The organism is Variovorax sp. PBS-H4 (assembly GCF_901827205.1).
Lineage (GTDB): Bacteria > Pseudomonadota > Gammaproteobacteria > Burkholderiales > Burkholderiaceae_C > Variovorax.
Genome location: NZ_LR594675.1, coordinates 3,228,883 through 3,252,549, shown reverse-complemented (window position 1 = coordinate 3,252,549; position 23,667 = coordinate 3,228,883). Strand labels below are relative to the sequence as shown.

Here is a 23,667-nt window from a genome sequence, read left to right as displayed (position 1 = left end):
GCCGGCGACAACTGCGCGCGAGGTGATTCGATGACCCACTCGAACGCGAGCCGCCCCGCGCCACCGGCCAACACCGGCTCCGCGCTGAAGAATTTCATCAGCGACTCCGGCATGGCAATCCTGCGGCTGGAGCGGCGTTTCGATCCCTTCATGCGCCCGGCCTTCGACGCGCTGCTGCGCGATCCGCTGGCACGCCTGACGACGGCGCTGATCAATAGCCGCCGCCCGAACGAGGGCCTCGCCATCGCCGAAGAAAGACTGTTGCCGGGCGAGGAAGAGTTCGTGGACTCGATCGTCCGCAGCTTCACGCAGCAGATGCGCGACCTGTGGAAGCCCGGCGGCTACGAGCGGGGCGGCAACACCAAGACCCAGGGCATCGTGCGCGGCGAGTTCATCGTGCACGACGACATCCCGGTTCAGATGAAGCGCGGCATCTATGCAAAGCCCCAGCGCTTCCGCGCCTGGGTGCGCTTCTCAGGCCCGGGCCCCTACATCACGCCGGACATCGAGGACGTGGGCTTCATGAGCATCAGCATCAAGCTCATGGGCGTGCCGGGCCCGAAGCTGATGGAGGAAGAGCAGTACACGCTGGACATGTTCGGCGTGTCCACGCCCACCTTCGTCACGCCTGACGTCAAGGCCAACGCAGCGCTGCAGATAGAGAGCGTGAAGAACGCGCAGATCTTCTACTTCGTCAACCTGCGCGAGCCGCATATGCTGGACCTGGTCATGCAATCGCTCTTCATCAAGACCCAGTCCAGCCCGCTCGAGGCGCCGTACTTCAGCTGCGTGCCGTATCTGCTGGGCGAAGGCCAGGCGATGCAGTACTCGGTATGGCCGAAGTCGACGAAGCGCACGCCGATCCCGCGCCTGCCGCTGCGCCCGCCCGACGACTACCTGCGCCAGGCCATGGCCGCGACTCTGAGCAGGGAAGAGGTGGAGTTCGACATCCGCCTGCAGATGCAGACCGACCCGCACTTGATGCCCATCGAGAACGCGGGCGTGCTGTGGCCCGAGAGGCTGTCGCCGCGGGTCAGCGTGGCCACGCTGCGCATCCCGACGCAGAGCTTCGATTCGCCTGCGCAGATGGAATTCGCGAAGAAGCTTTCGTACAACCCCTGGCATACCACGCCCGAGCACCGGCCCCTCGGGAACCAGAGCCGGGCGCGTCGGCGGATGTACTGGGAGCTGTCGAAGCTGCGGCATGACATGAATGCGGTGCCGCATTACGAGCCCAACGGAGACGAAGTATTCGACTAGTCAAAGTCAGCTGAAGCACCGAGTCCCGCCTCACGCGCAAATTCCGACATGCAATGGACAGAGATATTCGGGCATGTCGGCGCTCTGATGACGCTGACGCCTGACCCGCCCGCTTCAAATCAGCCGCCGGATCGTCTTCTTGCGCCACACGAACCGGTAGTAGCTCGCCTGCAGCGTCAGCATGGCCGCAAAGGCCACCGGGTACGAAACCCAGATTCCGTTGAGCCCTATGCGATGGCTCAGCCACCATGCCACGGGCACCTCGATCAGGGCGATGCAGAAGATCGAGATCGACGTCGGCACCAGCACGGAGCCGCTCGCGCGCATGATCCCCGACAGCGCCGCGCCCATGCCGAAGATCACCGTGCTCCATAGCATGATGTGCAGCAGCGTCTGCGCGACTTCGATCACCGGCTCGCTGGTGATGAAGAAACCCATCAGCGGGCGCGAGAACAGGTAGCCAAGGAGTACCAGGCCGCCAGTCAGCACCAGGTTCATCATCAGCGCGGTGCGCGCGATGGCGCCCAGCCGCTGCATCTGGCCGGCGCCGATGGCCTGCGCTCCCAGCACCGAGGCCGCGATGGCGATCGAGATGGCCGGGAACTGCACGTAGGCCACGACCTGATTCACCGCGCCGTAGGCCGCGGTGGCCCCTGAGCCGTAGGCGTTGACGAAGGAGAGCAGGGCAAGCTCGGCGAGCGACACCACGATCATCTGCACGCCCGTCGGCACGCCCACCTTCAGCACCGCCTTCAGCAGCGTCGGGCGAACGCGCAGGTGCCGCACGAACCCGGCGTCGGGCGCCAGCGGGCTCTTCTTGCGGCGCAGGTGGAAGGCGAGCCAGGTTGTCGCGACCACGAAGGAGATGACCGTGGCCCAGGCGCCGCTGGCAACACCCATCTGGGGCAGGCCGAACCAGCCGCGGATCAGCGCCGGCGTGATCACCAAGCCCAGCGCGGTGGAAATGGTCAGCGTGTAGAGCGGCGCCACCGTGTCGCCCACCCCGCGCAGCATCGCGGTGGAGAGCAGGAACACGAACAGGCCCGGCATCGCGATGAGGATGATGCGGGCGTAACGCGTGGCGTCGGCCAGGATGTCGGGGGGCGTGCCCAGCGCGGCCAGCATCGGCTGCGTGAAGGCGCCTCCGAAGACCGCGACGCACAGCCCGAACAGCACGCCCACCGTGAGCGTGGTGCCCGCCACCGCGCGCGCCTTCTCGGGCTCGCGCGCACCCCATGCCTGGCCGATCAGCACCGAGGCGCCCGCGCCCAGGCCGATGGTGAAGGCGATGAAGAAGAACATCATCGGGAAGAAGCTGGAGACCGCTGCCAGCGCGCCCACGCCGATCATCTGGCCCAGGTAGACGTTGTTGAGCGTGCCGGAGAGCGACTGCAGGATATTGCTCAGGAGCATGGGCGCGAGGAAGACCAGGAAGGTCTTCCACAGCGGGCGCGAGGCCATGGCGGCGCCGCGCGCATCGGCCTTCGAGGCGATCTGCGGGGGCACCGGATCGGTCGCGGTTGCCGGAGGAGCAACGATCTCGCCTGCATGTTCCACGTCTTCGGCCTCCATCGACTGGGTGGGTACCGTGCGCTTCATTGGCCGCCCCAGGACGTGGCGGCCAGCTGCTGCAAGTACCCGCGCACGTCTTCAGGCCATGCCGACACGAGCTGCGCGAAGCGCGTGCCTTCGCCGGCGAACAAGGCGCGCGCCGCTTCCTCGAAGCCCGGCAGGTCCCCCGCGATGGCGCTCATGAAGCGGTAGGCTGCCTCGCGCGAGGCACGCTGCGCATCGCGGTCGGCATGGACGCGGCGCGCTTCGTCGATCAGCCGGCGCAGCGCAACCGAGGCGCCTCCGGGCTGGCGGCTGAGCCAGTCCCAATGGCGGGGCAGCAGCGTGACCTCGCGTGCGACCACGCCGAGCTTGGGGCGGCCCACGCCGCGGGTGGCTTGCTCGTCAGCGACGCCTTCTGGCGCTGGGGACATGCCTTCGCGCAGGTCGAGATCGATACGCTCACCGGTGCTGTCGTCGAAGACGAAGACCGGCTGCGCGTCGGTGCGAGCCCGCAATCGGGCAATGACTTCGGCGCTCGGACCGGCGGCGATACGCTCGAATCCGGCAAAGGCGGTAAGGCTGGGATCGGGAACAGAGGACATGCCGCGAATAATACCCGGGGCAAAAGGTATCTTGCAATCTACCCGGGTGAAAATTGTGCATCACCGTGCGCCCGGCCATCTGATTGAAAGCGGCATCGCTTGGATCGGGCGTTCAAGCTTCTGGCATTGCGGGCTCTTTCCTGAAAGTCGGCGGGCCTCAGGCCTTGGCGGCCATTTGCCGGTTCTCGGTGCTGCCTTGCAGCAGCCAGAGATAGCTCAGGCCGCAGGCCAACGCCAGCAGACCGAACACGGCGCGGTAGGCGTCGACGACCTGCCAATGCGCCGCCTGGAGCCGGTCCAGCGCCGCGCCGACGCACCACTGGGTCGTGAAGACACCGGCGAACAGCAGCAGGTTGAACGCCGAGATGGCGCGTCCGGCTTCGTGTGCGGCAAAGCTCATGCCGATCGCAGGATGCGTCAGCGCGAGAACGCTCGACATCGCGCAGTAGATGGCAAATGCCTCCCAGCCTGCGCGCGGTCCGAGCCAGGCAATGGCGGCGAGCGCGATGAAGCCGAACGGCAGGCCCCGCAGGATGATGCGTTCGGCAACAAAGCCCGCTCGATGGAGACGCGGGTTGGCCATCCCCCAGAACCAGAACACGAAGAGCATCGTCAGGTTCATCGCGAACAGGCCGCGTGCTGCCTCGGCGGCGGAATAGCCGGCGACCGCGGTCATCCATGGGCCGGCCCAAAGAGTCTGGACCGCCACCAGGATGCCGTAATTGACGAATCCGACCCAGGCCATGCGGCGGAAATAACGGTTCGCGAAGATGGGCGCGTAGCTCGCAAAGAGGCTGCTGCCCCTCGAGGGTGCCGATGCACTCTGTATCGCAGGCACCTGGCGCGCCGTCCCGAGCACCGTCAATGCAAAGAAGAGGGCGAGCACCAGGAACAGCGATCGCCAGCCGTAGACGGGCAGGGCCCATTGCACCGGCAGCGTGGCAGTCAGCAGACCCAGGGAGCCCACCATCAGCATCCATGCGTTGGCGCTTTGTTGCTGGCTGCCCTGCAACCACAAGCGCGCTCCGGTAAGCGGTGCAATCAGGCACGCGCTCACGCCCACGCCGCAGATGAAGCGCGCCAGCAGCAACGACACGAAGCCGTCCGCCATGGCAAAGGCGACGCAGCTGAGCGACGCCGCCGCCAGAGAGAAGCTCAACACGCGCCGGGGCCCGACGCGATCGAGCCAGTTGCCCAACGGCAGTTGAAGCATTGCGAAGCCGAGGAAGTAGGCGCCGCCGAGCAGTCCGAGCTGGCTCGACGAAAGCGCGAACTCCTGGGTCAGCGCCGGCGCCAGTGTCGCGGTGACGCCGCGCACCAATGACGAGAGAAAGTAGCCCAGTGCGAAAACGGCGAAGACGACGAATGCCCGGCCGCTGGTCAGTGGCGTCATCGGTCGTCAGCTCCAGAAGGTCAGCGGCTGTGCATCGCCACGGAAGCCGAGAAACGAAGACAGGGTCAGCCGGTCGGAGCCGGCGCCAGGCGCTACCGCGTGCAGCTTGCGCGCGTTGAAGAGAATCAAGTCGCCGATGTGCGGCTTGACGACGATGTCGGGCGGACCCAGCGGCTCGAGGTCCATGCCGTATTTGTCGCCGCGCCGACGCAGGAACTCGGCGTCGGTGAGCTCTTCGCGCCAAGTCATGAGCTCGCCGCCGTACTGCGGCACATTGACATAGATATTCGCGGCTATCTGCATCAGGAGGTCGTTGGCCTCGGGGTCATGGGGCGCCAGCCGCGCAAAGCGGTCATGGTGTGCGAGCAGCGGCGCGCCAGGCCGCATGTTGCGCGACAGGCCGACGAACATCTTGCGCCCCGAAAGGCTTTGGAGACTCGCGCCCGCGGGCCATAGCTCGTCAACCATGCACCGGAAGACGTCGATGGGACACTGGTAGGGCGCGCACGCATTGCGCAAAAGTCGGATGTTGGGAAGCGCGGTGGCGAAGTATTGGTCGATGAGCTCTGCCTTGCCGCCGGTCTCGAAGAAGGACATTCCGATCCGACCGACGGCGGGCGCATTGAGATAGTCGTCGTAGCCCTGGCGCAGAAGGCCGCGCGCGATCAAGTGGCACACGCCGGCGGATATGAAGCCAGGTATGCGCACGATCAGGGCTTCATGACGCGTGAGTGCCTGCAGCGCCTGATGGCTCAGTCCATCGGGGAACGTGAGCAGGTCGCGCGGCTTTTCTTCAATGACGTTGTTGGACATGGTGTTCTAGCTCCAGAAGCTCAGGGGGTTGGACTCGCCGCGATAGCCGACGAAGCAAGACAAGGCAAGGCGGCTGCGCCCGGTGCCGGGTGAAACGGCGTGCATCTTTCGGGCGTTGAAGATGAGCAGGTCGCCCGGAGCGGGCCGCACCCTGACATCCGGTGGACCCAATCGATCGATGGGGATGCCGTAGTGATCGCCGCGCATCTTGTTGAATGTTGCGGGTGCGATCTCGTCCTTCCACATCAGCAACGAACCACCGGCGCCGGGCATCTGGAGGTAGATGTTGGCGCCGAACTGGGCACTCAGGCTGGTGGCCTCGGGCTGTCCAGGCGCGTCTTCCGAGAAGATGTCGTGGTGCGCCAGGAATGTGGCGCCGGGCTCGACGCTGCGCGAGAGGCCGACGAACATCTTGCGGCCCCCCAGCGACTGAAGGCGTGCGCCGCATGGCCAGATTTCGTCAAGCGTGCAGCGCAAGGTGTCGATCGGCGAGCAGAAGGGCGCGCAGGCGCGCCTGAAGTCGGACAGATGCTGCGATGCCGAGTCGAAGTAGCTGTCGATCAGATCGGGCTTGCCTTCGGTCTCGTAGTACGCCATGCCGATGCGCCGTACGCTCGGAACGTTGAGGTAGGACGAATAGCCCAGGTGCTCGGCACGCTGGGCCAGCAGCGCGCAGGTGGAAGGATCGACGAACCTGCGAATGTGCAGCACCATGGCCGCGCCGCGGGCCAGCGCGACGAGCGCCTGGGCGCTGAGCTCGCCGCGCGTCGCCGACAGGACGAGCTTCGAATCCTGCTCATCATCGATGAACGTGTTCATGTAGGAGGCCTCCCTGATTTGCCGTGATGTTTGCGAGCCCGCAAAGACTGACCTCGCGTGCGCTGAAGGCCGGCAGTTTGCGCTCGTCAACCCTGATTGAGAATGCGCGTCTCAGGCATGACACTGAGGAACAAATTTCTGCAATAGGGGAGGATTGAAATGCTGGGAATGGAGTGGCTTCTGACATTCACCGAGACCGTCAAGCACGGTTCGTTTGCCGCCGCGGCGCGAGAGCTCGGGACCACACCGTCGACGGTCGCCAAGGCGGTCGCCCGGCTTGAATCGACGCTGCGGCTGCGGCTTTTTCATCGCACCACGCGGCGCGTGACGCTGACTTCCGATGGCGAGCGGCTGTTCGACCGATGCCAGCGGGTCATCTCCGAAATCGAAGAGCTCCAGGCCGAGGCACTTGGCACGCTGACCAGGCCATGCGGGACCCTGCGAGTGGATCTGCCGGTGGTCTTCGGTCGCGAGCGCGTGATGCCCGCCATCATCCAACTCGCGGCCAAGCACCCTGAATTGCGTCTGGATGTGCGGCTGTCGGACGCTTTCGTCGACCTGGTCGAGGAGGGCGTGGACCTGGCGATCCGGATCGGTGCCATGTCGGACTCACGGCTGGTGGCAAGGCGCATCGCGAGCCAGGACTGGGTCTTGTGCGCAGCGCCTGCCTATCTCGATGCGCAGGGGCGTCCGGAGGATGTGTCGGCCCTGGCTGGACACCGGGCCATCTTGTTCCGCATGCCGACGAGCGGCCGCGACCAGGTGTGGCACTTTCGCGAAGGCCGGCGCCAGCGTGACTTCCGCGCCGTGGCGCATTTCCGGTTCTCCGATGGCGAGGCCATGGCCCAAGCTGCCGAGCTCGGGCTCGGCATCGCGCAGCTGCCCGACTATATGGTGAACCGCCAGCTGGATGCGGGCACCTTGATCGAGCTGCTGCCGAACTGCCGGCCTCCGAGTACGCCGATCCACGCAGTCATGCCCGCCAACCGGATGGTGCCGGCACGGGTACGGGCGATCCTGGACGAATTGACGCCGCTGGCATCCGCATCTGCGCAGCGTGCGTGCGCCGCGTAGAGAGGACGCTACAGGCATCGCGCACAACAAGCGTTGTTGCAAATCTTCGCAGGGCGCTCGCGCGAGCGCTCCGCCCGCTATGGCAAACTTGCCGGCTTCGTTTCTCTTCATCTCGCCACCCGACCGGCGCCCGCGCGGCGTCCGCAGCGAACCTCTCCCCAGACATGCAGAAAATCATTCGCCAGCTTGCCGCCGAGATCAAGGTCGGCGAGCACCAGGTGAAGGCCGCCGTCGAGCTGCTCGACGGGGGCGCCACCGTGCCCTTCATCGCCCGCTACCGCAAGGAAGCGACGGATGGCCTCGACGACATTCAGCTGCGCGAACTCGAGGCACGCCTCGCCTACCTGCGCGAGCTCGAGGAGCGCCGCACGGCGGTGCTGAAGAGCATCGAGGAGCAGGGCAAGCTGACGGCCGAATTGCGCGCTGCCATCGATGCAGCGCCCACCAAGCAGGAGCTGGAAGACCTCTACCTCCCCTACAAGCCCAAGCGCCGCACCAAGGGCCAGATGGCGCGCGAGGCGGGCATCGAGCCGCTGGCCGACAAGCTCTTCGCCGACCCGACCCTGAACCCGGCCGAGGAAGCCGCGGCCTTCGTCAAGCCCGCCGCGGACGGACTTGATTTCTCGACCGTGCCGCTGGTGCTCGACGGCGTGCGCGACATCCTCTCCGAGCGCTGGGCCGAAGACGCGGTGCTGGTGCAGCGGCTGCGCGAATGGCTGTGGGCCGAAGGCCTGTTCAAGGCGAGCCTGATGGCGGGCAAGGACGAAAACAACGCCGATGTCGCCAAGTTCCGCGACTACTTCGACTACGACGAGCCGATCGGCCGCGTGCCGTCGCATCGTGCGCTGGCAGTGTTCCGCGGCCGCGCGCTCGACATCCTCGACGCCAAGCTGGTGCTGCCCGTCGAACCCGAGCCGGGCAAGCCCTCGATTGCGGAAGGCAAGATTGCGCTGCACCTCGGCTGGAGCCACGCAGGCCGCGCCGCAGATGACCTGATCCGCAAGTGCGTGGCCTGGACGTGGCGCGTGAAGCTCTCTCTCTCGACCGAGCGTGACTTGTTCTCGCGGCTGCGCGAGGAGGCCGAGAAGGTCGCCATCAAGGTCTTCGCGGACAACCTGCGCGATCTGCTGCTGGCCGCTCCGGCCGGGCCTCGCGTTGCCATGGGCCTGGACCCCGGCATCCGCACCGGCGTGAAGGTCGCGGTGGTCGATGCGACCGGCAAGCTGGTCGACACCGCGACTGTGTTCCCACACGAACCGCGGCGCGACTGGGAGGGCTCGCTGCACACGCTGGGCAAGCTGTGCGCGAAGCACGGCGTCAACCTGATTGCCATCGGCAACGGGACCGCCAGCCGCGAAACCGACAAGCTGGCAGCCGACCTCATCAAGCTGCTCGCGAAGATGGCCGAGCAGGCCGGCGCGCCGCCGCTGAAGGTCGAGAAGGTGGTGGTGAGCGAGGCGGGCGCCTCGGTTTATTCCGCCAGTGAGTTCGCTTCGCAGGAAATGCCTGACATCGATGTCAGCCTTCGTGGCGCCGCCAGCATCGCGCGGCGGCTGCAGGATCCCTTGGCCGAGCTGGTGAAGATCGATCCGAAATCCATCGGCGTCGGCCAATACCAGCATGATGTGAACCAGAGCGAACTGGCGCGTACCTTGAATGCCGTGGTCGAAGATTGCGTGAACTCCGTGGGCGTGGACCTCAACACCGCGAGCGTGCCGCTGCTGTCGCGCGTCTCGGGCCTGTCCGCGGCCGTCGCCAAGGCCGTCGTGCGATGGCGCGAGGCCAATGGCGCCTTCTCTACGCGCAAGCAACTGCTGGAAGTCACGGGTTTCGGCGGCAAGACCTTCGAGCAGAGCGCGGGCTTCCTGCGCATCCGTGGCGGCACCAATCCGCTGGACATGACGGGCGTGCACCCGGAGACCTACCCGGTCGTGGAGCAGATGATCGAGAAAACGGGCAAACCCATCGACGCGCTGATGGGCCGTGCCGAGATGCTCAAGACCCTCAAGCCCGAGCTCTTCGCCAACGAGAAGTTCGGCGTGATCACAGTGAAGGACATCCTCGGCGAGCTCGAGAAGCCGGGCCGCGATCCGCGTCCTGACTTCAAGGTGGCGCGCTTCAACGACGGCGTCGAGGACATCAAGGACCTCGTGGAGGGCATGGTGCTCGAAGGGACGGTCAGCAACGTTGCCCAGTTCGGTGCCTTCGTCGACCTGGGCGTGCACCAGGACGGCCTGGTCCACGTGAGCCAGCTCTCGCACAAGTTCGTCAACGATGCGCGCGAGGTGGTCAAGACCGGCGACATCGTCAAGGTCAAGGTGATGGAAGTGGACGTGGCACGCAAGCGCATCGGCCTGTCGATGAAGCTCGATGCGGCGCCTGGCCGTCGCGACGGGCCCCGCGAGAACCGCTTCGAAGGGGCCGGGCGCGGACACCAAAGTCCGCGTCGCGACAACGCGCCCCAGCCCAGCGGCCAGATGGCCAGCGCCTTCGCCAAGCTGCAGGGCCTGCGAAAGTCCTAGAACGCAATGGGAAGCCGGCAATCCGATCTTCGTCAAGCGGTTGCTCGCGCCGATGGACCGCCTTCGCGGGCCGAGGCGGCCGCCGGCCACCGCGACCTGCACGCGGACTACCTGAAGGCAGCCGCGATCGCCGGCGTGGTCTGCATCCATGCGGGCCTGCCCTTCGAGGACGTGTACCGCTTCGGCGTACCTGTGTTCATCGGGCTTTGGGCCTACTACCTCGAGAAGGCCCTGGCACGCCGTGAGCCGGGCACGCACCTGGCCTACCTGGGCCAGCGCCTGGTCGAACTGGGCGTGGCCTACGTCGCATGGACTTTGCTCTACATCGAGAAGTTCTACGACGGGCGCTGGGACACCACGCCGCTGCACACGATCGTCGGCGGATGGTTCGGCGGTTACGGGTGGTCCGGGCAGTACTACTTCGTGATCCTGTTTCAGCTCACACTGCTTTTTCCGCTTCTGCGGCGGTGGGTCGCGGAAGCGCCGACCTTGCCGGTGATCGCGGCGGGTGTCGCGCTGAATGTGGCTGCGGGCTACTGGCTGTTCGAGAACCGATGGATATCCGCCGTCGGCGACCGGCTATTCATCTACTGGGTACCGTACGTGGCGATGGGCGTCGCGCTCGCACGCGGCGAGTTCGCGCGCAAGCCGGGGCTGGGCGTCGTCGCGGTCCTGCTCCTGCTCGCGGCGCCGATAGAGAGCCGGCTGTTCGCCGAACACTCGGCGTATCTGACGCTGACCGTCACGCTCGCCTCCCTGTTGCTGCTGATGAGTGCCGTTGCAGCCGATCGCGCGCCGCCACGGCGGCCCGGGGTGCTGGGCCGGCTCGTCGCATTCATAGGCAGGAACACCTTCGCTGTCTACGTGGCCAATGTCGCCATGCTGGAAGTCAGCAAAAGCATCGGGTTCACGGACTTCGCCGTGTCCCATGCGGGCCCCTGGGGCCTGCTCGCCGTGGTCGCAGCGACCATGCTCGCCGGCCTCGGTGTCGGCTGGCTCCTGCAGATGCTCGGACTCGGCGTGCTGGTCGGCAAGCGGTGAAGTCTCTGCGCATCGGTGGGGGCCCGGTGCCGAGCCGCCCCACCGAGGCCCCGATGGCGGACCTGGCGCGGCTCTGAGGCGAACCGCGGCGCTACAGTCGGGCCATCGATTTCAACCACGGGGAAGCTCGACACCATGAATGCCACAAGAATCATTGGCCTGATCCTGATCGTTGCCGGCATTGCCGCCATCGGCCTCGGCGGCTTCAGCTTCACCAAGGAAACGCACCAGGCCAAGATCGGCCCGATCGAGCTGTCGGTGAAGGAGAAGGAAACCGTCAGCTTCCCGACCTGGGCCGGCGTGGCGGCGATCGTCGTCGGTGGCGCGCTGGTGGTGTTCGGCGGCAGGAAGGGCTGAGGGCCAGGCGCTTCGTCAGGCGGCAGCAGCCCAGGCAGCGACTGCGGCAGCGACGGCGGCATGGGCCGCGTTGCGATCGGCAATCGATGCCCTTGTCTCCGTCAGGTAGACCGACAGCAGGATGGGCGAGCGTCCGGGCGGCCGCAGGATCGCGATGTCGTTGGCCGCGCCGTTCTCGCCGGTGCCGGTCTTGTCACCCACTTTCCAGTCTGCGGGCACGCCGGCGCGGATTCGCTGACCGCCGGTCTTGTTGTCGTCCAGCCATTGCAGCAGCTGGGCGCGCGAGGCAGTCGAGAGTGCGTCCCCCAAGAGAATCTTTTGCATGCTGGCCACCATGGCAGCTGGCGTGGTGGTGTCGCGCGGATCGCCCTCGCGCGCTTCATTGAGTGCGGTCTCGATGCGGTCCAGCCGGGTGTGCGCATCGCCGAGCGAGCGCATGAAAGCCGTGAGGCCGGCGGGTCCGCCGAAGCTCGCGAGCATCAGGTTGCCGGCCGTGTTGTCGCTCAGCGTGACGGCGGCCTCGCACAGCTGGGCCATCGTCATGCCGTCCGTGCCGGCGTGCTTCTCGGTCGCGGGCGAATAGGTCACGAGGTCGTCGCGCGAATAAACGACTCGGCGGTCCAGGCGCTCCTTGCCCTGATCCACACGCGCCAGCACCAGCGCAGCGGCGAGAAATTTGAAGGTGCTGCACAGCGCGAAGCGCTCGTCCTCCCGATGTCCCGCATGTCGGCCATTCGCGGTGTCGAGCACGTGGACGCCGAGCCGCCCGCCGATTTTCTTTTCGATCTCCGCGAGCTGCCGCGCAAGGCCCGGACGGCCCTCTGCGCGAATGTTGAATGAAGCGGCGGCCACTGGAAGCAGAAGGGCGCCTGCGAATTGACGTCGTTGAATCATGGGAATGCGTGCTCCTGAAAAGCAGTGACTTTCCTTGATCGAAGACGGTGGCGCAAACGATAGTATTTGCTGTGTCGCAAAAGAATTTCTTATGGCTCGGACTCATCTCCCCCTCAACGCACTGCGCGCCTTCGAATCCTCTGCGCGCCATCTGAGCTTCACGCTGGCGGCAGCCGAGCTGAACGTGACGCAGGCCGCCGTCAGCCAGCAAGTGCGAGGCCTCGAGGCGCGGCTGGGCGTGGCGCTGTTTCGCCGCCTTCCGCGCGGGCTGGCGCTCAGCGACGAGGGGCATGCGCTGCTGCCGGTGCTGGCCGAGTCCTTCGGGCGCATGGAGGCAGTGGTACAGCAGTTCGACAATGGTCACTTCTTCGAGGTGCTGACGGTGGGAGTGGTGGGCACCTTCGCTGTCGGATGGCTGCTTCCGCGCTTGCGGCTGTTCCAGCAAAGCTGCCCATTCGCCGACTTGCGGCTGATGACACACAACAACGTGGTCGACCTGGCGGGCGAGGGGCTGGACTGTGCGATTCGCTTCGGCGACGGGAACTGGCCAGGTCTGAAGGCCGAACACCTCATGGCGGCGCCACTGTCAGTGCTGTGCGCGCCGGCCATCGCGGCACGCGTGACCAAGCCTCGGGACCTGGCACAGCAGACGCTGCTGCGTTCCTACCGCGCCGAGGACTGGCCCGCCTGGTTCGCCGCGGCCGGCGCAGCCTGCCCGGCGATCCGGGGGCCGGTGTTCGATTCCTCGCGACTGATGGTGGAAGCGGCGATGCAGGGCGCGGGAGTGGCGCTCGCGCCGGCCTCCATGTTCGAACGCGAGCTGGACGACGGCCGGCTCGTGCGGCCGCTGTCGACCGAGGTGATGACCGGCAGCTACTGGCTGGTGCGCCTCAAGTCGAGGAAATCGAGCGCCGCGATGGAAGCCTTCCGCCGCTGGCTGGTGGACTACATCGAGGCTTCGAGCATGGCGCGGTAGTCCTCGCGGCTCGCGAGTCGCGGGTTGGTCTTGTGGCAATGGTCGGCCATCGCGCCATCGATGATCGGCTCGAACATCGCCTGCGTCACTCCCACCTCGCCAAGCCCCTTCGGCAAGCCCAGGCGCGCACTCATGTCGCGAATGGCCGCCGACAGATCGCCGGCCGAGTCGAGGTTCATGGCCTGCGCCATGCGTTGCAGGCGCTGCTCCTTCCGCACTGAGTCTGCGCCGGCGTTGAAGCCGATCACGGCCGGCAGGAAGAGGGCGTTCAACGTGCCGTGATGCAGGCGCGGGTCGATGCCGCCCAGGCTGTGGCTCAGCGAGTGAACGCAGCCCAGGCCCTTCTGGAAGGCCATGGCGCCCTGCATCGAGGCACTCATCAGGTTGAGCCGCGCCTCGCGGTCGCTGCCGTCCTTGGTGGCGCGCTCGATGTAGTTCCAGGCGCGCTGCAGTCCGTCGAGTGCGATGCCGTCGGCAGGCGGGTTGAAGGCGGCCGACATGAAGGTCTCCATGCAGTGCGCGATGGCGTCCATGCCGGTCGCCGCCGTGAGCCGCGGCGGCAGGCCCAGGGTGAGCTCCGGATCGCAGATCGCAGCCTTGGGCATCAGGAACCAGCTGTGGAAGCCGAGCTTGCGGTGGTCCTCCACGATCACGATGGCACCGCGGGCGACCTCGCTGCCGGTGCCGCTGGTGGTGGGCACGGCGATCAGCGGCGCCACGCGCTCGGTGATCTTCGGTGAGCCGCCTTCGATGGTGGCGTAGGTCTTAAGCGGCCCCTCGTGCGTGGCCGCGATGGCCACGCCCTTGGCGCAGTCGATGGCCGAGCCGCCGCCGACGGCGATCAGGCCATCGCAGTGCTCGTCGCGGTAGATGGCGGCTGCGGCGCGCACGGCAGCCTCGGTAGGGTTGGAGGGGGTCTGGTCGAACACCGCCGACGGCAGGCCGCCGAGCGCGTCCAGCGCCTTCTGCAGGATGCCGGCGGCGCGCACGCCGGCATCGGTGACGATCAACGGCCGGCTGATGCCGATGCGCTCGCATTCGCTGCGAAGCAGCTGGACGGCGCCGAAGTCGAACTGGATCTGGGTCAGGTATTGGATGAGGGCCATGGGGCGTATGGAGAGTGGAGGCTACGATTCGGGCCTCCCAATTTAACAACTGCCGACCGTCTTGCCCATGACCCAAACCCTCGCGCCGCGGCTCACCGCCAAGATGGCCGGCGTCGTCGAGCGCATGGCGCGCGCCCGCCAGGCGCCGTACTACACGCTCACGCCCGCCGAGGCCAAGGCCGCGTACGAGAAGGGCGCCGACGTGCTCGAGGTTCCCAAGCCGAAGCTGGAGCGGGTCGAAGACTTCGCAATTCCCGCGCGCGACGGCCATCCGCTGCCGGCCCGGCTCTATGCTTCCTCGCGTGCCGCGCTGCCGGTGCTTTTGTTCTTTCACGGCGGGGGCTTCACCGTCGGCAGCATCGCCACGCACGACACGCTGTGCCGCGTGCTGAGCGAGAAGAGTGGCTGTGCCGTTGTCTCGGTGGACTACCGCCTGGCGCCCGAGCACAAGTTTCCGACCGCCTCGAACGATGCCTGGGATGCCGTGCAGTTCATTGCGCACAGTGCTGCGGAACTTGGCCTGGACGGCAGCCGCATGGCGCTCGGCGGCGACAGCGCCGGCGGGACGCTGGCGGCGGTGTGCGCCATCCTCGCGCGCGACGAGGGACTGCCGGTCGCCTTGCAGATGCTCTTCTACCCCGGCACCACCTCGCACCAGGACACGCCCTCGCACCGGCGCCTCGCCGATGGCCCGCTCCTCGGCGAGCAGCTCATTACCTGGTTCTTCGCGCAGTACCTCCGAAGCCCGGCCGAGCGGGACGACTGGCGTTTCGCCCCGCTCAACGCCGAAGATGTGGAAGGCGTCGCGCCGGCCTGGATCGGGCTGGCCGAGTGCGACCCGGTGGTTGACGAGGGCATCGCCTACGCCGACAAGTTGCGCGCTGCTGGCGTGCCGGTCGATCTGGAAATCTACCGCGGCGTGATCCACGAATTCGTCAAAATGGGCCGTGCCATCCCCGAAGCGCTGCAGGCCCAGGCCGATGCGGCGCGGGCCCTGAAGGAAGCCTTGCAACCATGACCGAGAACACCCGCCGATCCGACTACCGCTTCTTCCACCGCCTGCGCGTGCGCTGGGCCGAGGTGGATATGCAGAAGATCGTCTTCAACGCCCACTACCTGATGTACTTCGACACCGCCATAGCGGACTACTGGCGCGCGCTGGCGCTGCCCTACGAGGAGGCGATGCATGCGCTGGGCGGCGACCTCTACGTGCGCAAGGCCACCGTCGACTTCCAGGCCTCGGCGCGGGTGGACGACGTGCTGGACGTCGCGATGAAATGCGTGCGCGTGGGCAACTCTTCCATCGTCTTCCACGGCGGGCTGTTTCGCGGCGATGACTTCCTGGTCGGCTGCGAGCTGGTCTACGTGTTCGCCGATCCGTCCACGCAGACCTCCAAGCCGGTACCGCCCTTGCTGCGCGAGATCTTCACGGCCTACGAAAAAGGCGAAACCCTGACCGAGGTCCGCACCGGCAGCTGGGCCGAGCTCGGCGAGGGGGCCGGCGCGGTACGTCGCAGCGTCTTCATCGACGAGCAGCGCATTCCCAAGGAACTGGAGTGGGACGAGCACGACGAGAGCGCGGTCCATGCAGTGGCGCGCAACCGGCTGGGCCAGGTGATCGCAACCGGGCGGCTGGTGCCGGGCGCGGCGGGCCAGGGCCGCATCGGCCGCATGGCCGTGCACCGCGTGCTGCGCGGTGGTGGCCACGGGGCGGCGGTACTGCGCGCACTGGAGACGGCCGCCAAGGTTCGCGGTGATCGCGAGGTGACATTGCATGCGCAACGCAGCGCCGAGGCCTTCTATTCGCGGCTGGGCTACGTGCCGCACGGCGAGCCGTTCGAGGAAGCAGGCATCGCGCACATCGAGATGCGCCGCGCGCTCTGAGCGCATGGCGCCCGGGTTGCCACGCCCCATGAACCTCCGCCTCAAGATCGTCGCGCTGGCCATTGCGCCGCTGCTGGTCGCACTGGTGCTGGTGGCACTGGCGGTGCGCCACCAGGAGCGCGATCTGGCGACGCGCGAACGCGCGCTGATCGAGCAGACCTACATGAACCAGCGGCGCAGCGAGCTGCGCAGCTACGTGGCGCTGGCGGTCAGCGTGGTGCAGCCGCTGTACGACACGGGCCGGGACGACGAGGCGACGCGCACCGAGGCGCTGCATCGGCTGGCCGCGCTCGACTACGGCAACGACGGCTACTTCTTCGTCTACGACCTGCAGGGCCGCTCGCTGATGCATTCGCGCCAGCCCGAGCTGGTGGGCCGGAATCTGTGGGAGCTGCGCGACTCGCGCGGGCGCTTCACCATCCAGGAGCTGATTGCACGTGCCCGCAGCGGCGGCGGCTTCGTCGAGTACGAATGGCGCAAGCCCTCGAGTGCCCAGACTGCGCCCAAGCTGGGCTATGTGACGATGCTGCCGCGCTGGAACTGGATGGTGGGCACCGGCCTTTACATGGACGACATCCAGTCGACCATGCAGGCGCTGGACCGGCAGATGAACCAGAACGTCGCCGCCACCCTGCTTTGGATCGCGGCCATCGCGGCGCTGTGCCTCGCGGCGGTGAGTGCCGGCGGGCTGCTGCTCAACCTCAGCGAGCACCGGGTGGCCGAGGCCAAGCTGCGCCTGCTGGCGCGCCAGGTGGTGCAGTCGCAGGAAGAGGAGCGCGGCCGGCTCGCGCGGGAACTTCACGACGGCACCAGCCAGACGCTGGTGTCGGCCAAGCTGCTGGTGGAGTCGGCCGTGGAGATGCTGGAGCGCACGAATCAGCCCGCGCCGACGGTGCTGGGCAAGGCGCTGGTGCGGCTCAACGCATGCCTTGCCGAGGTAAGGCGCATCTCTCACCGGCTGCGGCCAGCGCTGCTGGATCAGTTGGGGCTGCCGGCCGCGCTGGAACGCCTGGGCGCGGAGTTCGGGGAGGAGGGCGACGTGGCCGCCGCGGTCGCGGTTCAGGGCGAGCCGCGCGAACTCCCGGAGGAGGTCAAGACCGCGCTGTTCCGCGTGACCCAGGAGGCGCTGACCAATGTGCGCAAGCACGCGCGGGCGCGGCAGGTGCGCATCGCGCTCGACTTCGAGCCGCGCGGCGTGCGGCTGGAGGTCAACGACGACGGAGTCGGCTTCGACCTGGCGGCCACGCAGCTCGACCCGAACCGCGGCATCGGCTTACGCAACATGCGCGAGCGCATCTCGGCGATCGGCGGGCGCCTCGACCTGCACTCGGGCAGCAAAGGAACCGCCATCGTCGCTTTCGTCCCGGCAAAGAGCCTGGAGGCGGCGTGACGATGACGCAGCCGATCCGCGTGTTCCTGGTCGACGACCATCCGCTGGTGCGCGACGGCCTGCATGCGCGCCTCGACCCTTTGTCGGGCATTGAGATCGTGGGCGAGGCCGGCAGCGCCGCCGAAGCGCTGGAGGCCATAGAACGCCTGCAGCCGCAACTGGTGCTGGCCGACGTCGGCATGAAGGACATGAACGGCATCGAACTGGCCGCGCGGCTGCAGACGCTTGCGCCGGCGGTGCGCGTGGTGATGCTCAGCATGTACGACAACCCCGAGTACGTGCAGCAGGCGCTCGCGGCCGGCGCGCGAGGCTATGTACTCAAGGACGCGCCGGCGGCCGAGATCGTGGCGGCCATCGAAGCGGCCGCCGCCGGTGGGACCTTTTTGAGCCCGGCGGTATCGCAGCGGCTGTTCCGCAACCAGGCGCCGCGGCCGCTGCTCACGCCGCGCGAAAGCGAGATCCTCTCGGCGCTGGGCCGAGGCGAATCGAGCAAGCAGATCGCGCGCGGACTCGACTTGAGCGTGCGTACGGTCGAGGCGCATCGGCAGAGCATCAAGCGGCGGCTGGGTATCGAGGGGCAGGCGGAACTGATCAAGTACGCCGTGGAGCATGCCCGGCAGTTCGGGCGGAGCTGAAGCGGGCAGTCGGCGCCCTGCGAGGCGCATCGGCTGTACGCCGTTCGCCCAAAGCGATGAAAGTACCTCCGTCTCACTCTTGCTTTCGTCGCGCCATGATCCAGACCCTCATGTAGTCGCGAGGTCCCGCATTGGGAAGCGCCGTCCCCGCGTCCAGACGATCGCTCATTTGTCGATGGAGCTTTTTCCCGCGCGGCACTTTTGCCTCATGAAACCCGGGAATTCCCACGCCGGCTGTTCCGTCAAAGGGATCTTTGGTGCGCATGCTGGGCGCCAGTGTTTCGACGATTTTTGCCGCCTCCGGAGCAGTAAGCCCGGCAACACGCAAAAGCCTTTCGAGTTCGCCGCGATCGACGCAGTCGTCGGAAGACATGACATCTTTCAGCTGTTCCCGCACCTTGCCGGCAGCCGGCAGCACACGTCCGCAATATTCTTCAGCGGTCCAGGCAGCAGAGCAGTCTTCGAGCGAAGCGTCCATCTGATTCAAGACAGACTTCAGGAAGAATGCGCCTCGATGATGAAGGAACGGGGTTGAGTGAACCATCGTTTCGTCGCAACCTGCGATGAAGTTCCAGGGTTCGATCGTTGGCGCATATGCGACGCCGTCGGCCGGCTCTTTGAGGACATCTTCCACCTCGTCGACGAAGACCGAAGGCAAATGCTGTCTCATGTATTGCAGATAGCCCTTTGGATTCTTGTGCCTCAGTTGATACTCGATCCCCATGCCGGCCTTGCAATAAAAGAGCATCAGGAACATGTTCTCTCCTTCAGTGTCCCTGTGAGCTTCTATCGCCTTCGGACTCCGGCTGAAATAGGGATTGATATTGACCAGGATGTCCCACGGGCCGTCTATAAGCTGCGTGGCATGGCCTTTGAAGTAATCAACGATGCCGTATTTGGACATCGCTTGCCAAACGGCGACCTGCACAGTCCCGTGGAGGGCGTCGAACACCTCGATCGCCTTCGGCAAGGCTCTTGCATGCAGCGAGTCCGGATCGAAATCAGGCTCCGCATAAGGCGGAGTCGCGAGCTTCAAGAGCTCGAGTTCTCCACTGTGCGACCGAACCATCTTGAACCCTCCCAGGTTGTAGTCAATGCCCTTCTTCGGGTCGAACGGCGAAGCGTCTCGCACTTGGTCCATAAAACACTCGAGCCCGGCCCTCGCACTTTCGTCCAATTCGCCGATATAGGGACGAGCAACCGCACGAAGCGCGTTGTTCGACAGGACGGTCTGCACATCGAGCTGGCGCTCCATATCGAGAGTCGCGGAAGGTTTCGCGGCGTTCTCGGTGGCGCCGGGCGACAAATCCCAAGTGGTCTTCGAATCTGGCCAGAAAAATTTCAAATCGGTGCGGATGGTTTGTTCGCTGCCGACGAAATGATGCGCCGTGACTTGCCCAAGCGTCGCTTTGAATTCGGCGATCCACACCGGAACGTTCTTGAGTCCTGGAGGAAGAATCAGCCGGCTCGTCGGCGGCTCAGATGTTGTGCACTTCATCGCATGCGCGCGCACCACTGAGGCTGGCAGGTCCATGCATGCCTGCCGGTCGCAGTTGCCCAGGTTCAGTTCACTTGTCGGAGACGCGGCGGCGCTTTCGAGCCTGCGCACGATTTCCCATCGTGCAGCGGACGCCTCCGGCTTCACGCGCTCGTTGCTCGCCCATGCACGAAGTGGTGCTGAATCGGGCAACTGTGCAGCTTGAATGGATGGTGCGGAGTTTTCGGGACGGGTCGAAGTCGGGCTGTGAGGCAAATAATTGCTCGTCGATGACGGATACATGATTGAACAGTTGCGGGCACTCCGTGGGCGCGCCCCGAAGGCGCTGCGACTGCCTTAGGCAGCAGGCCGCATCCACCATCGGAGACGAAGCGGCTCCGGGCGGGTGATGTACCGATTGAGTTACTCCGGATTTCGGTCAGTTCCATATTCGCCGACCAATAACACCGGCCACCGGTCTGCGAGGCTCCCTCCGCCCACAGTGTCAGGTGAGCAGCAGGACCAAGCGTTCGCGGGTTATCCCGTAGGCAACACCACGCGGCCGTCCCGCGCGGTGCGACGGATGCCAACCGGTCGGCGAATCGGGAGACTCGCCGGGTTCAACCTCTGGAGACATCCATGCACAGCATCCGCCGCCACCTGGTGTGGCTTGTCGTGGCCGTGGCCGGCGCCTTTTCGCTGGGGACCGTGGCCCTGGCGCGCGGCGAGGCCATCAGCGCCCTCTGGGTCGTGATTGCAGCCGTCTGCTGCTACCTGATCGCCTACCGCTACTACAGCCTCTTCATTGCGGACCGCGTGCTCGGGCTCGACGGCAGGCGCATGACGCCGGCCCACCGGCACAACGACGGGCTGGACTACGTGCCCACCGACAAGAACGTGCTCTTCGGCCACCATTTCGCGGCCATTGCAGGAGCCGGGCCGCTGGTCGGACCTGTCCTGGCGGCGCAGATGGGCTACCTGCCCGGGCTGCTGTGGATCGTGGCCGGGGTGGTCTTCGCCGGCGCGGTGCAGGATTTCATCGTGCTCTTCATCTCGACGCGGCGCGACGGGCGCTCGCTGGGCGACCTGGTCAAGCAGGAAATGGGCACGGTGCCGGGGCTCATTGCCCTCTTCGGCACCTTCATGATCATGATCATCATCCTGGCGGTGCTGGCACTGATCGTGGTGAAGGCGCTGGCCGAATCACCGTGGGGCACCTTCACCGTCGCGGCAACGATTCCGGTCGCGGTCTTCATGGGCGTGTACCTGCGCTACATCCGGCCGGGCCGCATCGGCGAGGTCTCGGTGATCGGCTTCGTGCTGCTGATGCTGGCCATCTTCGGCGGCCAGGCGGTGGCGCAGAACCCGGACTGGGCATCGCTCTTCACCTTCGACGGCAAGGCACTGACCTGGATGCTGATCATCTACGGCTTCATCGCTGCCAGCCTGCCGGTGTGGCTGCTGCTGGCCCCGCGCGACTACCTGTCGACCTTCTTGAAGATCGGCACCATCGTCGCGCTGGCGATCGGCATCGTGTTCGTCGCGCCGACGCTGCAGATGCCGGCGGTCACGCAGTTCGCGCAGGGCAACGGGCCGGTGTGGTCGGGCAGTCTCTTTCCCTTCCTCTTCATCACCATCGCCTGCGGCGCGGTGTCGGGCTTCCACGCGCTGATCTCCTCGGGCACAACGCCCAAGATGCTGGACAACGAGCGCCATGCGCGCTTCATCGGCTATGGCGGCATGCTGGCCGAGTCGTTCGTGGCGGTGATGGCGCTGGTGGCAGCAGCCTGCATCGAGCCGGGCGTGTACTTTGCAATGAACAGTCCGGCCGCTCTGGTCGGCAACACGCCGGCAGCGGTGGCGCAGACCATCTCGAGCTGGGGCTTCGTGGTCACGCCCGAGATGCTGGTGCAGACCGCCAAGGACGTGGGCGAGAGCACCATCCTCGGCCGCGCGGGCGGCGCACCGACGCTCGCCGTAGGCATGGCGCACATCCTGCACCAGGTCATCGGTGGGCCGGCCATGATGGCCTTCTGGTACCACTTCGCGATCCTGTTCGAGGCGCTGTTCATCCTGACCGCGGTCGATGCCGGCACGCGCGCCGGGCGCTTCATGCTGCAAGACCTGCTGGGCAGCTTCGTGCCCGCCCTGAAGCGCACCGACTCGGCCGTGGCCAACCTGATCGCCACCTTCCTGTGCGTTGCGGCCTGGGGCTACTTCCTGTACCAGGGCGTGGTCGATCCGCTGGGCGGCATCAATACGCTGTGGCCGCTGTTCGGTATCTCCAACCAGATGCTGGCTGCCGTGGCGCTGCTGCTGGGCGTGGTCGTGCTGTTCCGCATGAAGCGCGAGCGCTACGCCTGGGTCGCGGTCGCGCCGGCCGTGTGGCTGCTGGCGTGCACGCTCACGGCGGGCTGGCAGAAGATCTTCTCGGCCGACCCGAAAGTGGGCTTCCTGTCGCACGCCTCGAAGTACGCGGACGCGATCGAAAAGGGCGTGCTGCTCGCGCCCGCCAAGACGCCCGAGGTGATGTCGCGCATCGTCTTCAATGACCGGCTCGATGCTGCGCTCTGCGGGCTCTTCATCTTCGTGGTGCTGAGCGTGCTGTTCTACAGCGTGCGCAGCGCGCTCGCCGCGCGCGCCGCCAACAAGCCGACGGCGCGCGAGACGCCCTTCGAGCCGATGCCGGCGCAGGCGCAGGCGGCCTGATGCGATCGCTGGCGGCCTTGCCCGAGACCGGGCGCTATCTGGCGCGCTCGCTCACGCAATCCTTGCGGCTGATGGTGGGCCTGCCGGACTACGACACCTACCTCGGCCACATGGCGCGGACGCACCCTGAAGCGGCGCCGATGAGCTACGAGGCGTTCTTCCGCGAGCGCCTGGAGGCGCGCTACGGGGGCGGCAAGGGGCGCTGCTGCTGAACGGCGGCCGCCCTGGCCGCCTCAGATGTCTTCGAGCAGCGGGTAGGGCAGGGGCTCGACGCTGAGCGCGGGCCCTTCGGCGCTGCCGGCGCGCAGGCCGCCTGCACTGAGCGAGGCGATCTGCATGGACACCAGCGCAGCCCATCCGCCGCCAGGCGCCGGGGCCGCCTGCGCGACCATGCCGACCGGCTGCTCGGGATCGTTGGCAGCAAAGACTTCCTGGCCCGCGGCCACCGCGGCCGTCGCCTGCACCAGGTAGGTCCGGCGCTTGAGGGTGCCGCGGAACTGGCTGCGCGCCACCACCTCCTGGCCGGGGTAGCAGCCCTTCTTGAAGTTCACGCCGCCCACCGACTCGTAATTGAGCATCTGCGGCACGAAAGCCTCGACAATCGGCTCGCTGACGGTCACGATGCCGCTGCGCACCTCGCTCCACTGCCACAGCGCAGCATCGAGCGTCGGGCCCTCGGGCGCAGTGCTGCCCACCGGCGCGATGTGCAGCGCGCGCGGCACGCCGTCCGAGGGATAGAGCGAAACCACGTTGACGTCGCCGGCCTGGCAGCAGCGCCCGGGCGGCGCATCCGCGCTGACGCCGTTGGCCGCGAGCGCCGTGCCGGCCAGGCCGTGGAGCATGAATTCTCCGGTGGCATCGCTGAGCTTGAGCTTGGCGCGCAGCACATACATCGAGAGGCGCTTGAGCGTGGCTGCAAGGATGTCGCGGCTGACGACCAGCAGCACACGTTCGGGCTGCGGCCGGATGCCGATGAAGCTCGCGATCACGCGGCCCTTGGCCGTGCACAGCGCGGCCAGGCGGGCTTCGGTGGGGCCGAGGAGGGCGAAGTCCTGCGTCAGCTGGCCATTGAGGAAATTCGCGGCTTCGGGGCCCTCGGCGCGGATCACGCCGAGGTGCGAAAGGGCTGTTACGCCATTCAGAACGACTGGGGTCATCGCT

21 protein-coding genes are annotated in these 23,667 nt (G+C 66.6%); 12 read left to right on the top strand and 9 right to left on the bottom strand.

Annotated features, from left to right (window positions below):
* Nucleotides 1-30 precede the first annotated feature (30 nt).
* Nucleotides 31-1,260, top strand: coding sequence for a hypothetical protein (locus E5CHR_RS15440; protein WP_197893858.1), 1,230 nt, complete (start codon nucleotides 31-33; stop codon nucleotides 1,258-1,260).
* A gap of 114 nt (nucleotides 1,261-1,374) precedes the next feature.
* On the opposite strand, the gene E5CHR_RS15435 is transcribed toward E5CHR_RS15440, so the two are convergent.
* The 5 genes from E5CHR_RS15435 to E5CHR_RS15415 all read right to left on the bottom strand — a co-directional run bounded on the left by E5CHR_RS15435 (nucleotide 1,375) and on the right by E5CHR_RS15415 (nucleotide 6,441).
* Nucleotides 1,375-2,721 (bottom strand): MATE family efflux transporter, encoded by a 1,347-nt coding sequence (locus E5CHR_RS15435; protein WP_162583736.1) that lies wholly within the window; start codon nucleotides 2,719-2,721, stop codon nucleotides 1,375-1,377.
* A gap of 134 nt (nucleotides 2,722-2,855) precedes the next feature.
* Entirely contained in the window at nucleotides 2,856-3,416 is a 561-nt protein-coding gene (locus E5CHR_RS15430) for a DUF2239 family protein (protein WP_162580661.1), read from the bottom strand.
* A gap of 157 nt (nucleotides 3,417-3,573) precedes the next feature.
* Nucleotides 3,574-4,809: an MFS transporter gene (locus E5CHR_RS15425; protein ID WP_162580660.1), complete on the bottom strand. Its 1,236-nt coding sequence runs from the start codon at nucleotides 4,807-4,809 to the stop codon at nucleotides 3,574-3,576.
* 6 nt (nucleotides 4,810-4,815) lie between these two features.
* Nucleotides 4,816-5,622 carry a 2OG-Fe(II) oxygenase gene (locus tag E5CHR_RS15420; protein WP_162580659.1) on the bottom strand — a complete coding sequence of 269 codons (807 nt, stop codon included), beginning with the start codon at nucleotides 5,620-5,622 and terminating at the stop codon, nucleotides 4,816-4,818.
* A gap of 6 nt (nucleotides 5,623-5,628) precedes the next feature.
* Nucleotides 5,629-6,441 carry a 2OG-Fe(II) oxygenase gene (locus E5CHR_RS15415; RefSeq protein WP_162580658.1) on the bottom strand — a complete coding sequence of 271 codons (813 nt, stop codon included), beginning with the start codon at nucleotides 6,439-6,441 and terminating at the stop codon, nucleotides 5,629-5,631.
* Between the two features lie 168 nt (nucleotides 6,442-6,609).
* Between E5CHR_RS15415 and E5CHR_RS15410 the strand changes: the two genes are divergently transcribed.
* From E5CHR_RS15410 to E5CHR_RS15395, 4 genes are all read left to right on the top strand, one after another.
* A complete protein-coding gene (locus E5CHR_RS15410) occupies nucleotides 6,610-7,515 on the top strand; it encodes a LysR family transcriptional regulator (protein ID WP_197893857.1) in 906 nt (301 codons plus the stop codon).
* Nucleotides 7,516-7,679: 164 nt separating this feature from the next.
* A complete protein-coding gene (locus E5CHR_RS15405; protein WP_162580656.1) occupies nucleotides 7,680-10,037 on the top strand; it encodes a Tex family protein in 2,358 nt (785 codons plus the stop codon).
* A 6-nt stretch (nucleotides 10,038-10,043) separates the two neighbouring features.
* Complete coding sequence (locus E5CHR_RS15400; protein WP_162580655.1) at nucleotides 10,044-11,078, top strand: acyltransferase family protein; 1,035 nt, start codon at nucleotides 10,044-10,046, stop codon at nucleotides 11,076-11,078.
* Nucleotides 11,079-11,213: 135 nt separating this feature from the next.
* Nucleotides 11,214-11,435 carry a hypothetical protein gene (locus E5CHR_RS15395; protein WP_162580654.1) on the top strand — a complete coding sequence of 74 codons (222 nt, stop codon included), beginning with the start codon at nucleotides 11,214-11,216 and terminating at the stop codon, nucleotides 11,433-11,435.
* 15 nt (nucleotides 11,436-11,450) lie between these two features.
* On the opposite strand, the gene bla is transcribed toward E5CHR_RS15395, so the two are convergent.
* Entirely contained in the window at nucleotides 11,451-12,329 is an 879-nt protein-coding gene (gene bla / locus E5CHR_RS15390) for a class A beta-lactamase (protein ID WP_162580653.1), read from the bottom strand.
* Nucleotides 12,330-12,420: 91 nt separating this feature from the next.
* Here bla and E5CHR_RS15385 point away from each other — a divergent pair, with 91 nt between their 5' ends.
* On the top strand, nucleotides 12,421-13,305 hold the full coding sequence (locus tag E5CHR_RS15385) for a LysR family transcriptional regulator (protein WP_162580652.1): 885 nt from the start codon (nucleotides 12,421-12,423) through the stop codon (nucleotides 13,303-13,305).
* On the opposite strand, the gene E5CHR_RS15380 is transcribed toward E5CHR_RS15385, so the two are convergent.
* Nucleotides 13,275-14,411 carry an iron-containing alcohol dehydrogenase gene (locus E5CHR_RS15380; protein WP_162580651.1) on the bottom strand — a complete coding sequence of 379 codons (1,137 nt, stop codon included), beginning with the start codon at nucleotides 14,409-14,411 and terminating at the stop codon, nucleotides 13,275-13,277. The genes E5CHR_RS15385 and E5CHR_RS15380 overlap by 31 nt on opposite strands.
* A 67-nt stretch (nucleotides 14,412-14,478) precedes the next feature.
* On the opposite strand from E5CHR_RS15380, the gene E5CHR_RS15375 reads away from it, so the two are divergent.
* From E5CHR_RS15375 to E5CHR_RS15360, 4 genes are read left to right on the top strand one after another with little or no spacing between them, the layout of a single operon-like run.
* Nucleotides 14,479-15,429, top strand: a complete 951-nt coding sequence (locus tag E5CHR_RS15375) for an alpha/beta hydrolase (protein WP_162580650.1) — start codon at nucleotides 14,479-14,481, stop codon at nucleotides 15,427-15,429.
* Nucleotides 15,426-16,295: a YbgC/FadM family acyl-CoA thioesterase gene (locus tag E5CHR_RS15370; protein ID WP_162580649.1), complete on the top strand. Its 870-nt coding sequence runs from the start codon at nucleotides 15,426-15,428 to the stop codon at nucleotides 16,293-16,295. The genes E5CHR_RS15375 and E5CHR_RS15370 overlap by 4 nt, the downstream gene beginning before the upstream one ends.
* 28 nt (nucleotides 16,296-16,323) lie before the next feature.
* Nucleotides 16,324-17,685, top strand: coding sequence for a cache domain-containing protein (locus E5CHR_RS15365; RefSeq protein WP_162580648.1), 1,362 nt, complete (start codon nucleotides 16,324-16,326; stop codon nucleotides 17,683-17,685).
* Nucleotides 17,686-17,687: 2 nt separating this feature from the next.
* The gene (locus E5CHR_RS15360; RefSeq protein ID WP_162583735.1) at nucleotides 17,688-18,320 is read left to right on the top strand and encodes a response regulator transcription factor; all 633 of its coding nucleotides are present in this window, start codon (nucleotides 17,688-17,690) and stop codon (nucleotides 18,318-18,320) included.
* 73 nt (nucleotides 18,321-18,393) lie between these two features.
* On the opposite strand, the gene E5CHR_RS15355 is transcribed toward E5CHR_RS15360, so the two are convergent.
* Nucleotides 18,394-20,100 (bottom strand): hypothetical protein, encoded by a 1,707-nt coding sequence (locus E5CHR_RS15355; protein ID WP_162580647.1) that lies wholly within the window; start codon nucleotides 20,098-20,100, stop codon nucleotides 18,394-18,396.
* A 336-nt stretch (nucleotides 20,101-20,436) separates the two neighbouring features.
* On the opposite strand from E5CHR_RS15355, the gene E5CHR_RS15350 reads away from it, so the two are divergent.
* Together E5CHR_RS15350 and E5CHR_RS15345 are read left to right on the top strand one after the other, a co-directional pair.
* The gene (locus tag E5CHR_RS15350) at nucleotides 20,437-22,506 is read left to right on the top strand and encodes a carbon starvation CstA family protein (protein ID WP_162580646.1); all 2,070 of its coding nucleotides are present in this window, start codon (nucleotides 20,437-20,439) and stop codon (nucleotides 22,504-22,506) included.
* Nucleotides 22,506-22,718: a YbdD/YjiX family protein gene (locus E5CHR_RS15345; RefSeq protein WP_162580645.1), complete on the top strand. Its 213-nt coding sequence runs from the start codon at nucleotides 22,506-22,508 to the stop codon at nucleotides 22,716-22,718. The genes E5CHR_RS15350 and E5CHR_RS15345 overlap by 1 nt, the downstream gene beginning before the upstream one ends.
* 21 nt (nucleotides 22,719-22,739) lie before the next feature.
* On the opposite strand, the gene ygfZ is transcribed toward E5CHR_RS15345, so the two are convergent.
* Nucleotides 22,740-23,663 carry a CAF17-like 4Fe-4S cluster assembly/insertion protein YgfZ gene (ygfZ, locus tag E5CHR_RS15340; RefSeq protein WP_162580644.1) on the bottom strand — a complete coding sequence of 308 codons (924 nt, stop codon included), beginning with the start codon at nucleotides 23,661-23,663 and terminating at the stop codon, nucleotides 22,740-22,742.
* Between the last annotated feature and the right edge of the window lie 4 nt (nucleotides 23,664-23,667).

Bases quoted from the DNA above. Each gene is read 5' to 3' on its own strand.
- E5CHR_RS15410 (WP_197893857.1), top strand. From the start codon at position 6,610: ATGGAGTGGCTTCTGACATTCACCGAGACCGTCAAGCACGGTTCGTTT.
- E5CHR_RS15405 (WP_162580656.1), top strand. From the start codon at position 7,680: ATGCAGAAAATCATTCGCCAGCTTGCCGCCGAGATCAAGGTCGGCGAG.
- E5CHR_RS15435 (WP_162583736.1), bottom strand. From the start codon at position 2,721: ATGGCCTCGCGCCCGCTGTGGAAGACCTTCCTGGTCTTCCTCGCGCCC.
- E5CHR_RS15395 (WP_162580654.1), top strand. From the start codon at position 11,214: ATGAATGCCACAAGAATCATTGGCCTGATCCTGATCGTTGCCGGCATT.
- ygfZ (WP_162580644.1), bottom strand. From the start codon at position 23,663: ATGACCCCAGTCGTTCTGAATGGCGTAACAGCCCTTTCGCACCTCGGC.
- E5CHR_RS15350 (WP_162580646.1), top strand. From the start codon at position 20,437: ATGCACAGCATCCGCCGCCACCTGGTGTGGCTTGTCGTGGCCGTGGCC.
- E5CHR_RS15415 (WP_162580658.1), bottom strand. From the start codon at position 6,441: ATGAACACGTTCATCGATGATGAGCAGGATTCGAAGCTCGTCCTGTCG.
- E5CHR_RS15440 (WP_197893858.1), top strand. From the start codon at position 31: ATGACCCACTCGAACGCGAGCCGCCCCGCGCCACCGGCCAACACCGGC.
- E5CHR_RS15420 (WP_162580659.1), bottom strand. From the start codon at position 5,622: ATGTCCAACAACGTCATTGAAGAAAAGCCGCGCGACCTGCTCACGTTC.
- E5CHR_RS15370 (WP_162580649.1), top strand. From the start codon at position 15,426: ATGACCGAGAACACCCGCCGATCCGACTACCGCTTCTTCCACCGCCTG.
- E5CHR_RS15425 (WP_162580660.1), bottom strand. From the start codon at position 4,809: ATGACGCCACTGACCAGCGGCCGGGCATTCGTCGTCTTCGCCGTTTTC.
- E5CHR_RS15360 (WP_162583735.1), top strand. From the start codon at position 17,688: ATGACGCAGCCGATCCGCGTGTTCCTGGTCGACGACCATCCGCTGGTG.
- E5CHR_RS15430 (WP_162580661.1), bottom strand. From the start codon at position 3,416: ATGTCCTCTGTTCCCGATCCCAGCCTTACCGCCTTTGCCGGATTCGAG.
- E5CHR_RS15355 (WP_162580647.1), bottom strand. From the start codon at position 20,100: ATGTATCCGTCATCGACGAGCAATTATTTGCCTCACAGCCCGACTTCG.
- E5CHR_RS15400 (WP_162580655.1), top strand. From the start codon at position 10,044: ATGGGAAGCCGGCAATCCGATCTTCGTCAAGCGGTTGCTCGCGCCGAT.
- E5CHR_RS15365 (WP_162580648.1), top strand. From the start codon at position 16,324: ATGAACCTCCGCCTCAAGATCGTCGCGCTGGCCATTGCGCCGCTGCTG.
- E5CHR_RS15385 (WP_162580652.1), top strand. From the start codon at position 12,421: ATGGCTCGGACTCATCTCCCCCTCAACGCACTGCGCGCCTTCGAATCC.
- E5CHR_RS15375 (WP_162580650.1), top strand. From the start codon at position 14,479: ATGACCCAAACCCTCGCGCCGCGGCTCACCGCCAAGATGGCCGGCGTC.
- E5CHR_RS15345 (WP_162580645.1), top strand. From the start codon at position 22,506: ATGCGATCGCTGGCGGCCTTGCCCGAGACCGGGCGCTATCTGGCGCGC.
- E5CHR_RS15380 (WP_162580651.1), bottom strand. From the start codon at position 14,411: ATGGCCCTCATCCAATACCTGACCCAGATCCAGTTCGACTTCGGCGCC.
- bla (WP_162580653.1), bottom strand. From the start codon at position 12,329: ATGATTCAACGACGTCAATTCGCAGGCGCCCTTCTGCTTCCAGTGGCC.